Annotated in this window: 11 protein-coding genes; 7 read left to right on the top strand and 4 right to left on the bottom strand. The window is 71.2% G+C overall.

What is annotated here, in order from left to right; all coding sequences use genetic code 11:
• Positions 1-201: 201 nt before the first annotated feature.
• The 3 genes from MTF69_RS09260 to MTF69_RS09250 all read left to right on the top strand — a co-directional run bounded on the left by MTF69_RS09260 (position 202) and on the right by MTF69_RS09250 (position 3267).
• On the top strand, positions 202-1395 hold the full coding sequence (locus MTF69_RS09260) for a serine hydrolase (protein ID WP_243332430.1): 1194 nt from the start codon (positions 202-204) through the stop codon (positions 1393-1395).
• A 118-nt stretch (positions 1396-1513) separates the two neighbouring features.
• A complete protein-coding gene (locus MTF69_RS09255; RefSeq protein ID WP_243332428.1) occupies positions 1514-2038 on the top strand; it encodes a hypothetical protein in 525 nt (174 codons plus the stop codon).
• Positions 2039-2073: 35 nt separating this feature from the next.
• A complete protein-coding gene (locus MTF69_RS09250; protein WP_243332426.1) occupies positions 2074-3267 on the top strand; it encodes an MFS transporter in 1194 nt (397 codons plus the stop codon).
• 67 nt (positions 3268-3334) lie between these two features.
• Here the strand turns inward: MTF69_RS09250 and xdhC are convergent, their stop codons facing one another.
• From xdhC to MTF69_RS09235, 3 genes are read right to left on the bottom strand one after another with little or no spacing between them, the layout of a single operon-like run.
• On the bottom strand, positions 3335-4249 hold the full coding sequence (gene xdhC / locus MTF69_RS09245; RefSeq protein WP_243332658.1) for a xanthine dehydrogenase accessory protein XdhC: 915 nt from the start codon (positions 4247-4249) through the stop codon (positions 3335-3337).
• Between the two features lies 1 nt (position 4250).
• Positions 4251-6650 (bottom strand): xanthine dehydrogenase molybdopterin binding subunit, encoded by a 2400-nt coding sequence (gene xdhB / locus MTF69_RS09240; RefSeq protein ID WP_243332424.1) that lies wholly within the window; start codon positions 6648-6650, stop codon positions 4251-4253.
• Positions 6647-8122 carry a xanthine dehydrogenase small subunit gene (locus tag MTF69_RS09235; RefSeq protein ID WP_243332420.1) on the bottom strand — a complete coding sequence of 492 codons (1476 nt, stop codon included), beginning with the start codon at positions 8120-8122 and terminating at the stop codon, positions 6647-6649. The genes xdhB and MTF69_RS09235 overlap by 4 nt, the downstream gene beginning before the upstream one ends.
• 738 nt (positions 8123-8860) lie before the next feature.
• Between MTF69_RS09235 and MTF69_RS09230 the strand changes: the two genes are divergently transcribed.
• The 3 genes from MTF69_RS09230 (at position 8861) to MTF69_RS09220 (ending at position 12530) form a co-directional block, all read left to right on the top strand.
• Entirely contained in the window at positions 8861-10273 is a 1413-nt protein-coding gene (locus tag MTF69_RS09230; RefSeq protein ID WP_243332419.1) for a family 2B encapsulin nanocompartment shell protein, read from the top strand.
• Positions 10274-10349: 76 nt separating this feature from the next.
• Positions 10350-11618: a family 2 encapsulin nanocompartment cargo protein terpene cyclase gene (locus tag MTF69_RS09225; protein WP_243332416.1), complete on the top strand. Its 1269-nt coding sequence runs from the start codon at positions 10350-10352 to the stop codon at positions 11616-11618.
• 15 nt (positions 11619-11633) lie between these two features.
• Positions 11634-12530 (top strand): geranyl diphosphate 2-C-methyltransferase, encoded by an 897-nt coding sequence (locus MTF69_RS09220; protein ID WP_243332414.1) that lies wholly within the window; start codon positions 11634-11636, stop codon positions 12528-12530.
• A 107-nt stretch (positions 12531-12637) separates the two neighbouring features.
• On the opposite strand, the gene MTF69_RS09215 is transcribed toward MTF69_RS09220, so the two are convergent.
• Positions 12638-12970, bottom strand: coding sequence for a rhodanese-like domain-containing protein (locus MTF69_RS09215; protein WP_243332412.1), 333 nt, complete (start codon positions 12968-12970; stop codon positions 12638-12640).
• Positions 12971-13063: 93 nt separating this feature from the next.
• On the opposite strand from MTF69_RS09215, the gene MTF69_RS09210 reads away from it, so the two are divergent.
• A complete protein-coding gene (locus tag MTF69_RS09210) occupies positions 13064-13519 on the top strand; it encodes a MarR family winged helix-turn-helix transcriptional regulator (protein ID WP_243332410.1) in 456 nt (151 codons plus the stop codon).
• Position 13520: the final 1 nt, after the last annotated feature.

The following is a 13520-nucleotide window of genomic DNA, read 5'->3' as shown; positions in this document are numbered from 1 at the left end:
TCTCGGCCCCCAGCGTTTACGGCCCGGCGCGGTCACCGCCCGGCGCCGTGCCGCGGAGGCAGGCGACGGGGTCGATGCCGGTGCCGCCCGCCAGGGCCGGACGGGCCACGGCCCGCCGGCCGGCGGCCGCGTCGGCGCCAGGGCCGGGGAGGCCCCTGCCATCGTGGGTGACCGCGTCCGTCTTCCCCGGGAGGTACCTCCGTGTCCCGACGCCCGCACGGCCACTCCGGCCGGCTCCGTCCGTCGCTGCGCCTGGCCGCCGCCACCGCCGCGTGCGGCGCCCTGCTCGCCGTCTCCGTGCAGCCCGCCCAGGCCGGAGCGGACCGCAATCCGCCCCCCGCAGGCGCCCTCCACCAGGAGCTGCGCGAGCTGGTCGAGCGGCCCGACGGGCCCCCCGGGGTCATCGCCGTCCTGCGCGACGGCGACCGTACGGAGGTCTACCGGGCCGGCGTGGCCGACGTGGAAAGCGGACGGCCGCCGCGGGCGACGGACCACATGAGGATCGCCAGCGTCGCCAAGGCGTTCACCGGAGCGGTGGCCCTCGGGCTCGTCGACCGCGGCCGGCTGCACCTCGACGACACGATCGGAAAGGTGCTGCCCGCACAGCCCGCGGCGTGGCATGAGGTGACGCTCCGTCAACTGTTGAACCACACCAGTGGGTTGCCGGACTACTCGAACTCGCAGGGGTTCATCGACATCATCTCCCAGGACCCCCGTCACCGCTTCGACTCCCGCCGCCTGCTGGATTTCGTCGCGGACCAGGACCTCGCCTTCCGGCCGGGCAGCCGCTACGAGTACTCCAACTCCGACAACATCGCCGTCGCCCTCATGGCCGAGGCCGCCACCGGACGCCGGTACGAGACGCTGCTGCGCGAGCTCGTCTACGAGCCGCTGGGCTTGCGGTCCACGAGCCTGCCCCAGGGATACCGGCTGCCCGAGCCCTACCTCCACGGCTACCAGATCGATCCGCAGGAGGGGCCCGTCGACGTCAGCGAAGCCGTGGGCGCCTCGGGGGCCTGGGCGGCCGGAGGCATCGTCTCGACGCCGAAGGACCTGACCGCCTTCATCCGGGGCTACGCGGGCGGCGCCCTCGTCTCGGAGCGCACCCGGCGCCAGCAGTTCACGTTCATCCCCGGCGCCCTGTCCCAGCCTCCCGGCCCCGGCCGCACCGCGGCGGGTCTGGCGATCTTCCGCTACACCACGCGCTGCGGAACGGTGTACGGCCACACCGGGAACACGGCCGGCTACACGCAGCTCGTGGCGGCCACGGCGGACGGCCGGCGCTCGCTGACCTTCTCGATCACCACGCAGACGTCCCTGAGCATCAACCCCGACCTGCTCGAACAGGTCCGGGAGGTCCAGGAGGACTTCGTCTGCGCCCTGCTGCGCAAGTGATCCGGCGCTCGCACCCGCACGGTTCCCGCGGGTGCGAGCTGCACCCCCATGGGGGAAGCTGGGAATATCCGGTGCCCGGTGGTGCCGGTGGCGCGCAGAGTGGCGAGGAAGGTCTCCCGTGAACGTATCCGCAGCCGGCCGCCCCGCACCTGGCCGCCCCGCACCCGCATCCCGGCGCAAGGCGCGGACCGCCACCCTGCTGTGCGCGGTGGCGGCGATGACGGCCGCCCTGCTCCCGGCCGCCGTGCTCCCGGCTTCCGCCCACACCGGCGCAGCCTCCTCGGCCCGGACCCTGGTCTCACAGGATCCGGTCGTGGTCGTCGACTGCTTCGCGCAGGCCCAGATGCGCCCCAAGGAGTACCTCCTGGCCTGCGGCGACGGGAACAACCGGCTCGTCGGGCTCCAGTGGGACACCTGGGGACCGGCCAGCGCCACGGCCACCGGCATCGACATGGTGAACGACTGCCGCCCGTACTGCGCGGCCGGCCGCTTCCACGCCTACCCGGTCACGGTGATCCTGAGCGATCCGCAGGCCTGGCCCGAGCACCCCGATCTCCGGCGGTTCACCACGATCCGGCTCCTCTACACCGACACCGCACCGGACCCGGTTCCCAAGGACGTGACCTACAAGTTGGTGTACTGACGCGCATTCCGGGCTCACGGGTTACGGTCGGCGGCATGGACCTTGATCGACAGGGGTGGCGCCGGTGTCTGCTGAGCGGGGCGGTGTTCGCCGTGTGCATGGCCGGCACCACCCTGCCGACCCCCCTCTACGGGCTCTACCAGGAGAAGTTCGGCTTCTCGGCGCTGATGGTGACCGTGGTGTACGCCGTGTACGCCTTCGGGGTCATCGGCGTACTGCTACTGGCGGGCAATGCCTCGGACGCCGTGGGCCGGCGGCCGGTCCTGCTGGCGGGGCTGGCGTTCGCCGCGGCGAGCGCCGTCTGCTTCCTGTGCGCGGACTCGATGCCCTGGCTGTACGCGGGACGGCTGCTGTCGGGCCTGTCCGCCGGACTGTTCACCGGGGCCGCCACGGCGTACGTGATGGAGCTGGCACCGCCCGGCGGCGCCTCGCGGGCCACGTTCGTCGCGACGGCCGCCAACATGGGCGGACTGGGCTGCGGTCCGCTGCTCGCCGGAGTCCTCGCGCAGTATGCCTCCTGGCCGCTGTACCTGCCGTTCGTGGTGCACCTCGCACTCGTGGCGGGCGCGGCCGTGGCCTTGCTGCGGCTTCCGGAGACGGTCCGTGAGCGGCGGCCGCTGAGCACCGTACGGCCGCAGCGGCCCGCTCTGCCCCCGCAGGTGCGGGCGGTGTTCGGGCCGGCCGCGATCGCCGCGTTCGTCGGGTTCGCCCTGTTCGGGGTGTTCACGTCCGTCAGCCCGGCGTTCCTCGCGCAGTCCCTGGACGTGCACAACAAGGCCTTGAGCGGGCTCGTGGTGGCGCTGGCCTTCTTCGCCTCGACCGCCGGGCAGCTGGCGGTCGGCCGCGTCGGCGTGGAGCGCTCGCTGCCGCTCGGGTGCGCCGCGCTCCTCGCCGGACTGGCGCTGCTCGCGGGCGCGCTGTGGTGGGACCTGCTGGCGCTGGTGGTGCTGAGCGCCCTCGTCGGCGGACTCGGGCAGGGGCTGGCCTTCCGCGGGGCACTGTCCGCCGTGGCCGGGGCCTCGCCCGCGGACCAGCGGGCAGCCGTGATCTCCACCCTGTTCCTGGTGGCCTACACGGGCATCTCGCTGCCCGTGATCGGTGTGGGCGTACTCGAAGGCCCCCTCGGGCTGGAGGGTGCGGGACTGGTGTTCATCGGCTGCATGGGGGTGCTGGTCCTGACCGCGCTCGGCTACCTGCTCAGGCGCCCGGCGCGGGCCGCCGCGAACTGAGCGCGCGACCGCCCGGCCCGGCGCGGCCGGGCCCCGGCCGCCGCCGGCGCGTGGTCCCGCGAGGGCCTCAGGCGCCGCCGGCGGCCGTGGGGTACGCCACCTCGGCAATCGTGTCCGGGACGGGGACGGGGTCCGGGACGGGGACGGGGACGGGGGCGGGGACCGGGACCGCCCAATGGCGGTCCCGCTCGAACGCGCGGAGCAGGTCCGCCGCGACGCTCACCGCGATCGTGGCGGGTTCCTTGCCCGTGATCTCGGTCAGCCCGATCGGGGTCGTGATCCGGTCGATGGTGCCGGCGTCGTGACCGCCCTCGGTGGCCAGGCGCTGCCGGAACCGCGCCCACTTCGCGGACGAGCCGATCAGACCGATCGAGCCGAGACCGGGGGTGCGCAGGGCGGCGTCGCACAGCGCGGCGTCCTCGGCGTGATCGTGCGTCATGATCAGGACGTGGGTGCCGGGCGGCAGCTCCCCGAGCACCGTCTCCGGAAGCAGCGGGGTGTGGTGCACGTGGACCTGCGCCACCGCGTCGCCAAGCACACCCAGCCGTTCATCGGTGAGCATGTCGGGACGGCTGTCGACGAGGTGCAGGTCGAGGTCCTGGCGGGCCAGGATGCGCGCCAGTTCCAGCCCGACGTGCCCGACGCCGAAGACGGCCACCGCCTGGACCACCGGCAGCGGTTCGAGCAGCACGGTGACGGCTCCGCCGCAGCACTGCACGCCGTGCCGGCTGGTGACCTTGTCGTTCAGGGCGAACTCCATCAGCTCCGGCTCCGGATCGGCCGCGCCGGTCAGCTCGCGCGCCCGGTCGATGGCAACGGCCTCGATGTTGCCGCCGCCGATCGAACCCCAGGTCCCGGTCCGCCCCACCACGAGCTTGGCACCGGCCCGCCGGGGCGCGTGGCCGCGCACGGCCGCGACGGTCACGAGCACACCGGCTTCCCGGCGTGCCCGCAACCGCGCGACCGCGGCGACCCAGCTCATGTCAGACATTGCTCGAAGCGCTTGCATCGGCGAGGACCCGGCCGCCGTCGGCCGCCTGCCCGTCGCGGAGCGCACCGCCCTGGCGGGCTCCTTCGATCGCCCAGTACACCGCCTCGGGCGTGGCCGGCGAGGCCAGCTCCACGCTGATCCCGGCGGGCCCGAACTCCGCGGCCGCCTGCCGCAGGGCCTCGCGGACCGAGAAGGCCAGCATCAGCGGGGGCTCACCGACCGCCTTGGATCCGTAGACCGCGCCCTCCTCGGTGGCGTTCTCCATCAGCCTGACGTTGAACTCCTCGGGCATCTCCGAGAAGCTCGGCAGCTTGTAGGTGCTCGCGGCCTGGGTCAGCAGGCGGCCGCGGTTCGGACCGTCGCCGGAGTCCCAGCGCATGTCCTCCAGCGTCAGCCAGCCCGCGCCCTGGACGAAACCGCCCTCGACCTGACCGATGTCGATCATCGGGGAGAGGCTGTCGCCGACATCGTGGACGATGTCCACCCGCCGGATCCGGTACGCGCCGGTGAAGCCGTCCACTTCCACCTCGGTCGCGGCCGCCCCGTAGGAGAAGTACTTGAACGGCGAGCCGTGGAACGCCTTCGCGTCCCAGTGCAGGCCCTCGGTCCGGTAGAAACCGGCCGCGGAGAGCTGGACCCGCTGGAAGTACGCGGTGCGCACCAGGTCGTCCCAGGCCAGTTCCCGGTCGTTGCCGAGGGCGCGCGCGACGCCTTCGACGATGCGCACGTCCGAGGCGTTCGTACCCAGCTGCGTGCCGGCCACCTGGAGCAGCCGCTCGCGGATCTGCTCGCAGGCGTTCTTGACCGCCGCGCCGTTGAGGTCCGCTCCCGCACTGGCGGCGGTCGCCGAGGTGTTGGGCACCTTGTCGGTGCGCGTCGGGGCCAGCCGGACCTTGTGCAGCGGGATGCCCAGCGTGGTCGCGGCCACCTGCAGCATCTTGGTGTGCAGGCCCTGGCCCATCTCCGTGCCGCCGTGGTTGATCAGGACGGAGCCGTCCTTGTAGACCAGCACCAGGGCGCCGGCCTGGTTGAAGGCGGTGAGGTTGAAGGAGATGCCGAACTTGATCCCGGTCATCGCGAGCGCCCGCTTGGTGTTCGGGTGCGCGGCGTTGAAGGCCGCGATCTCGCGCTTGCGCTCCGCCAGGGACGCGTCGTCCCGGACCTGCTGCCAGATGACGGAGATCCGCTCGGGGTGGGGGACGGGCTGCCCGTAAGGCGTCGACTGTCCCTGCCGGTAGAAGTTGCGCTCGCGCAGCTCCATCGGATCCAGGCCGAGCAGCGGCGCGCACCGGCCCATGATGTCCTCGATCACCAGCATGCCCTGGGGTCCGCCGAAACCGCGGAAGGCCGTGTTGGAGACCTTGTTGGTCTTGGCGATGCGGCCGGCGATGCGCGCGTTGGGAATCCAGTAGGTGTTGTCGATGTGGCACAGCGCGCGGGCGACCACGGGCTCGGACAGGTCCAGGCTCCAGCCGCCGTCGGCGGTCAAGGTGGCGTCCAGGGCCTGGATGCGGCCCTCGGCGTCGAAGCCGATCTTCCACGCGGCGTGGAACCCGTGGCGCTTGCCCGACATGGTCAGGTCCTGCGTCCGGTTGAGCCGTACCCGGACCGGCCGGCCGGTGAGCTTGGCGCCGAGCGCGGCGATGGCCGCGAACCCGTGCGGCTGCATCTCCTTGCCGCCGAAGCCGCCACCCATCCGCAGGCACTGCACGGTCACCTCGTGGCTGTGCAGGCCGAGTACGTGGGCGACGATCTCCTGGGTCTCCGAGGGGTGCTGGGTGCTGCTCTGGATGAACATCTGCCCGTTCTCGTCGAGGAGAGCGAGCGCCGCGTGCGTTTCCAGATAGAAGTGCTCCTGGTCGGAGAACTGGAACTCCCCGGTGAACACGTGCGCGGAGTCCTCGAAGCCGGCGTCCACGTCACCGGCTCGCATCAGGGGCCGGGCGCCGTGGAAGCTTCCGGTCTCGATCGCTTCCCGCAGGGTGATCACGGAGGGTTCCTCGTCGAGTTCCACCTCGACGGCCGCCGCACCGAGCCGGGCCGCCTCCACGGTCTCGGCCAGCACCCAGGCGACCGCGTGGCCGTGGAACATGACGGAGTCCGGGAACAGCGGTTCGTCGTGCTTCATTCCGGCGTCGTTGACGCCGGGCACGTCGGCGCCGGTCAGTACGCGGACCACACCGGGCACGGCGAGCGCCGGTTCGGTGCGCAGCGCCGTGATCCTGCCGTGGGCCTTCATGACCTGGACCGGGTAGGCGTGCAGGACGTCCTTGGTGCGGTGGACCAGGTCGTCGGTGTAGAGCGCGGCACCGGTGACGTGCAGGTTCGCGCTCTCGTGCGGCATCGAAACCCCGACGACGGGCTTTTCGGGACGCTGGGACAACTGGCTCATGACGACACCGCCTCGGTGGTTTGCGCGTACAGCTTGTTCAGGCTCTGGCCGAGCATCGCGGAGCGGTAGAGGGCGCTGGCGCGGTGATCGTCCATCGGGGTGCCCTCGGCCCGCAGGATCCGGGCCGCGGCCTCGACGGTCCGCGCCGTCCAGGCGTTGCCCTCCAGGGCGGCCTCGGTGGCGAGCGCGCGGATCGGGGTGGCGGCCACGCCGCCCAGGCCGATGCGCGCCTTGCGGACGATCCCGTCCTCGATGTCGAGGGCGAAGGCGACCGCGACGCTGGAGATGTCGTCGAAGCGCCGCTTGGCGATCTTGTGGAATGCCGTGACGGGCGACAGCGGCAGCGGGATGCGCACCGCGCGGATGAGCTCGCCGGGACGGCGCACGCTCTGCCGGTACCCGGTGAAGTACTCGGCCAGGGGGACTTCGCGCTCGCCGTCGGCGCCGGCCAGCAGCAGCGAGGCCTCCAGCGCGAGCAGCACCGGCGGGCTGTCACCGATGGGGGAGCCGGTACCCAGGTTGCCGCCGAGGGTCGCGCTGTTGCGGATGAGCCGGGACGCGAACTGCGGGAACAGTTCCGCCAGGAGCGGGACGCTGCCGTCGAGCCGGCGTTCGATCTCAGTGAGCGTCTGCGCCGCTCCGATCTCGATGTGACCGGATTCGACGCGCAGCTCCCGCAGTTCGGGCAGCCGGTCGACCGCGACCACACAAGCGGCCCGGCGGGAACGGATGTTCACCTCCACGCCCCAGTCGGTGCTGCCGGCGACCACCACCGCCTCGGGCCGCTCGCGCAGCAGCCGCACCGTCTCCGCGAGGGTGGCCGGCCGCAGGAACGCGCTGTCGTCCTGGGTGTATTCGGTGGCCGCGGCCTCGGGCGGGGCCTGCTCGCGGCGCTGCGCCAGGACGTCGTCCTCGGCGGGCGAACCGACGGCGAAGGCGGCATCGCGGATCGGGCGGTAGCCGGTGCAGCGGCACAGGTTTCCGCTCAGCGCGTGCAGGTCGAAACCGTTCGGGCCGTGCTCGGAGTCGGTGTGGCCGGCCGGGTCCGCGGTCGGGTCCGCGTGGGCGCAGCGGTCGGGCCGGTAGTACTCGGAGGCCATGCTGCAGATGAACCCCGGTGTGCAGTAACCGCATTGGGAGCCGCCGCGGACGGCCATCTCCTCCTGTACGGGGTGCAGTGCGGTGGGTACGCCGGCTGCGTCGACGGTGGCGAGGCCCTCGGAGGTGACGACCTCCTGACCATCGAGCGCCAGGGCCGGAACCAGGCAGGCGTTGACCGCCACCCAGTCGGTGGGCTTGTTCACCCCCGGCCGGGCCACGAGCACCGAACAGGCGCCGCATTCGCCCTCGGCGCAGCCCTCCTTGGTGCCGGTGAGGCCGCGGTCGCGCAGGAAGTCCAGCACCGTGGTGTGGGCTGCGGCCGGTGAGATCGGTGCTTCTTTCCCGTTGACCGTGATCCGCGCCGCTACCACGGCACGTCCTCGTTTCGGAGCGAGGTCGATCGGACTGTCGTAGTTGCCATGGCAGGAGCTTTCTCGTTCAGTGGCCGCGGCTCGACAACCCGGAGCGCGGCAGATCGGCACGCAAGGAGGCGCCGCAAGTGGTGACAGAGGGATGAAAAGAGTGCTGGAAAATCTCCGGGGCCGCGATCGGGCACGCCGGGAAAGGGGCTATTCAGCAGCCGTGTGCTACCCGACCCGGAGCCCAGGCGGTCTGGTGTGCGAGGCGAAGCGATACGGAGATGGTCGACATCCGGCTTCGCCTCCTTCCAGTGGCTCTCGAGTTGGTGCGGTCGAAGTTACGTGCCGAAGATTGATCGGTCAAGCACATCTCGGTTGATTCCATGAAGGCTGGAGAGGTCGCGGGACGCGCATTCGTACGCGACACCAGACGCAGGTCCGCAGGCTACCGGGCCGAACCGGGCCGAACCGGGCCGAACCGGGCCGGTCACCGGGGGCCGGCGGCGGGGTGGCGCAGGCGACGGGTGTCCCAGCCGGCGAACGCCTCAAGGCCGCGCGGCCCCGGCTGAATATCGGCGCTCCGCCAAACAAACCTCATTCGGGACAAGATCATCAGAACGAGGCAACGGCAACGTTTCTTCATGGCCGGCCGGTGATCACCGGCGCTACGGTTCCCCCGGATCTGGACGGACGCCCAGACGTTTGCCTTCCTTTCCCCGCTGAGGAAGCTGATGAAGGAGAGCTCGACCGATGACCGTTGACACCAGCCCGGAAGCGCAGCTGGAGCCGCCCAAGCAGTCCAGTCTGAGCACGGCTGCTGCGCGCAACCTCGCCAGCACGACCAAATCCGCCCCGCAGATGCAGGAGATCACCTCTCGCTGGCTGCTGCGGATGCTCCCCTGGGTGGAGACCAAGGGCGGCACCTACCGGGTGAACCGCCGGCTGAGCTACACCGTCGGCGACGGACGCATCGAGTTCGTCCAGGACGGCGCCGACGTCCGCGTGATCCCCCGCGAGCTCAGCGAGCTGGCTCTGCTGCGCGGCTTCGAGGACGAGGAGGTGCTGACCGCGCTCGCCGGCCGGTGCGTCCAGCGAGAGTTCCGTGCCGGTGAGGTGCTGGTCGAACGTGGTACCCCCGCCGACCAGATCCACCTCATCGCCCACGGCCGGATCAGCCAGACCTCCGTCGGCAAGTACGGCGACGACGTCACCGTAGCCGTACTCGCCGACGGTGACCGGTTCGGTGAGAACGCCCTGCTGGACGGCGACGCCGGCTGGGACTACACCGCCACCGCCGAGACCCCCGGCACCTTGCTCACCCTCTCCCGCGCCGACTTCGCCGCCATCCAGGCCACCGCCCCGCACCTCCAGGAACACATCCGGCAGTTCAGCTCGCTTCCCCAGCAGCGGCAGAACAAGCACGGCGAGGCCGAGATCGCCATGTCGGCCGGCCACACAGGCGAGGCCGATCTGCCCGGCGCGTTCGTCGACTACGAACTCAAGCCGCGGGAGTACGAACTCTCCATCGCCCAGACCGTACTGAGGGTCCACACGAGGGTCGCCGACCTCTACAACGGGCCGCACAACCAGACCGAGGAGCAGCTCAGGCTCACCATCGAGGCCCTGCGCGAGCGGCAAGAGCACGAGCTGGTCAACAACCGGGAGTTCGGCCTGCTCCACAACGCCGACTTCAAGCAGCGGATCCAGACCCACTCCGGCCCGCCGACCCCGGACGACCTGGACGAGCTGCTCTGCCGCCGCCGCGGCACCAAGTTCTTCTTCGCCCACCCCAAGACCATCGCGGCGATCGGGCGCGAGTTCAACGCCCGCGGACTCTACCCGGACCACGTCGATGTCGGGGGGCAGTCCGTCCCGGCCTGGCGCGGGGTGCCGATCCTGCCGTGCAACAAGATCCCGATCAGTAAGGAGAACACCAGTTCGATCCTCGCCATGCGTACCGGCGAGGACAACCAGGGCGTCATCGGTCTGCGGCAGACCGGTCTGCCGGAGGAGTACGAGCCGGGCCTGTCCGTGCGCTTCATGGGCATCAACGAGCAGGCGCTCATCTCCTACCTGGTCAGCACCTACTACTCCGCCGCCATCCTGGTGCCCGACGCGCTCGGCGTGCTGGAGAACGTACAGATCGCCCGCAGGCGCGACTGAGCGACCCGAGGACCGCCCCGAGGACCCGCACGCCCGGGATCCGCGACAGCCCACTCACCTCACCAAGGAGCCACGGATGCCCGATCCCGGGCCTTCCCCTCTGCAGTCGGGCCTGCCTGGCGCTGCGGCCCACTTCGGGGCCCACGTCCTCGGCACCGCCCACGCCCACACCTTCGGCGGCCTGCCCGCCGTGCCTGTTCTGCCGTCCCCGCCGCCCGGCCCCGCCGCCGAGGCAAGGCAACCGAGCCCTGCCCTGGAACGGATCCTGCGCGGCCCCAGCGGTCTGGGCACGGCGAGCCTGCACCTGACCCGGAGCGAAGACCCTCCGGCACCCGCGGAGCCCGGAACGCCGGCGGCGCCAGTGGCGGGAAATCCGATTCCGGGCCTCTACCACCACCCGGTCGCGGAGCCCGACCCGGCGCGTGTGGAGGAGGTCAGCCGCCGGATCAAGGCATGGGCGCTGGACGAGGTCGAGCTGTACCCCGAGGACTGGGAGGACCAGTTCGACGGCTTCTCCGTCGGGCGCTACATGGTGGCCTGCCACCCGGACGCCCCCACCGTCGAGCACCTGATGGTCGCCACCCGGCTGATGGTCGCCGAGAACGCGGTGGACGACTGCTACTGCGAGGACCACGGCGGCTCGCCCATCGGTCTCGGCGGCCGCCTCCTGCTGGCGCACACCGCTCTCGACCCGCTCCACACGACGGAGGAGTACCAGCCGGAGTGGGCGCGGTCGCTCCAGTCCGACGCGCCCCGGCGCGCCTACCGCTCCGCCATGGAGTACCTCGTCCAGCTGGCCAGTCCCTCCCAGGCCGACCGGTTCCGGCACGACATGGCCCGTCTGCACCTCGGGTACCTCGCCGAGGCGGCCTGGGCCCAGACCGAGTACGTCCCCGAGGTGTGGGAGTACCTGGCCATGCGGCAGTTCAACAACTTCCGCCCCTGCCCCACCATCACCGACACCGTCGGCGGGTACGAACTCCCGGCCGATCTGCACGCCCAGGCGCCCATGCAACGGGTCATCGCACTCGCCGGGAACGCCACCACCATCGTCAACGACCTGTACTCCTACACCAAGGAACTCGCCGCCCCCGGACGGCACATGAACCTTCCCGTGGTGATCGCCGACCGGGAGGGCACCTCCGACCAGGAGGGGTACCTGAAGGCGGTGGAGGTCCACAACGACCTCATGCACGCCTTCGAAGCGGAGGCCGCCGCCCTGGCCGCCGCCTGCCCCGTCCCGAGCGTGCTGCGCTTCCTGCGGGGAGTCGCCGTCTGGGTCGACGGCAACCACTACTGGCACCAGACCAATACCTATCGCTACAGCCTGCCCGACTTCTGGTAAGGACGGACTTCATTCGTGACCAGCATTGATCTGACCACCAGCTCCAACGGCACCACCCCGGCCCCCGTGATCATTCCCGGGCCGGCGACCCCCTACCAGGGGGACATCGCCCGCTACTGGAACAACGAGGCCAGGCCCGTGAACCTGCGCCTCGGCGACGTGGACGGCCTCTACCACCACCACTACGGCATCGGCGACGTCGACCACTCCGCCCTCGGCGACACCGACGACAGCGCGTACGAGAAGAAGCTCGTCGCCGAGCTCCACCGGCTGGAGTCGGCGCAGGCCGAACTCCTCCTGGACCACCTCGGCCCCGTCGGCCGCGAGGACACCCTCGTGGACGCGGGCTGCGGCCGCGGCGGCTCGATGGTCATGGCCCACCAGCGCTTCGGCTGCAAGGTCGAGGGCGTCACCCTGTCCGCCAAGCAGGCCGACTTCGCCAACCAGCGCGCCCGCGAGCTCGGCATCGAGGACCACGTCCGGGCCCGCGTCTGCAACATGCTCGGCACGCCCTTCGAGACCGGGCAGGCCACGGCGTCCTGGAACAACGAGTCGAGCATGTACGTCGACCTGGACGACCTCTTCGCCGAGCACTCCCGCGTCCTGAAGGTCGGCGGCCGGTACGTGACCATCACCGGCTGCTGGAACCCGCGTTACGGCCAGCCCTCGAAGTGGGTCTCCCAGATCAACGCGCACTTCGAGTGCAACATCCACTCCCGCCGGGAGTACCTGCGGGCCATGGCGGACAACCGCCTCGTGCCGCAGGCCGTCATCGACCTGACCCCGGCGACGCTGCCCTACTGGGAGCTGCGGGCCACGTCCTCGCTGGTCACCGGCATCGAGGAGGCGTTCATCGAGTCCTACAAGGACGGCTCCTTCCAGTACCTCCTGATCGCGGCCGACCGCGTCTGACGAACGACTCCGGTGCCGGGCCCGCTAACCGGCGGGCCCGGCACCGCCGGTTTGCCCTCGGAGCGGCAACCGTGCGGCCCGGGCCGCCCTGACGTCCCGGGCGCCGCTCAGGCTCCGGACTCGGTCGGGAGGCCGCCCCCGATCCAGTCCTCCTTGCCGTCCTTGTACGTGAAGACCTTCGAGTAGCCGAGCTCCGCGAGCCGCTCGGCCGCGACCCCCGAGTTGGAGCAGGTCGTACCGGTGCAGTAGACGATGACCTCGGCGTCCTTGTCGGGCAGCAGGCCGGGGGCCAGCGCGTCGACGTCGTCGAGGGGGAGGAGCAACGCCCCCGGCAGGTGCGCCTCCTTGTAGTACTGCTCCGGCAGGGCCTCGACGACCGAGGCACTGCCGCCGTCGAGCTTCTGCTTGACCTCGTCGCGGGAGAGGTTCTGAACCGCCATGTGCCGGCCTCCGAAAATCAGGGATCAATAAGTGCGTACGCACGCACATTAACAAGTATGTGCGGGCGCACGCAATGGGGATAGGATCGCGGGGTGAACGGACAGGACGATCGACTCGAGGCCTGGCGGGCGATGCTCTTCGCGTACAACACCGCGGTGCGCGCCATCGAGAGCGACGTGCAGCGCGACGGCCGGATCCCCTTGACGTGGTACGACGTGCTGCTCGAACTCAAGGCGGCCGGAGAGCGCGGGCTGCGGATGCAGGAAGTGGCCAACCGGGTGGTCCTGAGCCGCACCCGGGTCAGCCGCCTGATCGACGAGATGGTGCGCGCCGGCCTGGTCGAGAAGCTGCCCGACCCGCACGACAAGCGGGCGTCCTGGGCCGTCATCACCCCACAGGGGGCCGAGGCCCATCGGGCGACGGCCCCGGTCTACATGCGGAGCATCCAGAAGCACTTCTCCGCGCACCTCACCGAGGCGGACGCCGCCGTGATCGCCCGGGCGCTGTTCAAGGTCGCCCGGCCCGACACCGACGTCCAGCTCGGCTGAC

The organism is Streptomyces sp. AP-93, from assembly GCF_022808175.1.
Lineage (GTDB): Bacteria > Actinomycetota > Actinomycetes > Streptomycetales > Streptomycetaceae > Streptomyces.
Note: the sequence above shows the minus strand (reverse complement) of the source record. Positions and strands in the feature narration are given on the sequence as shown.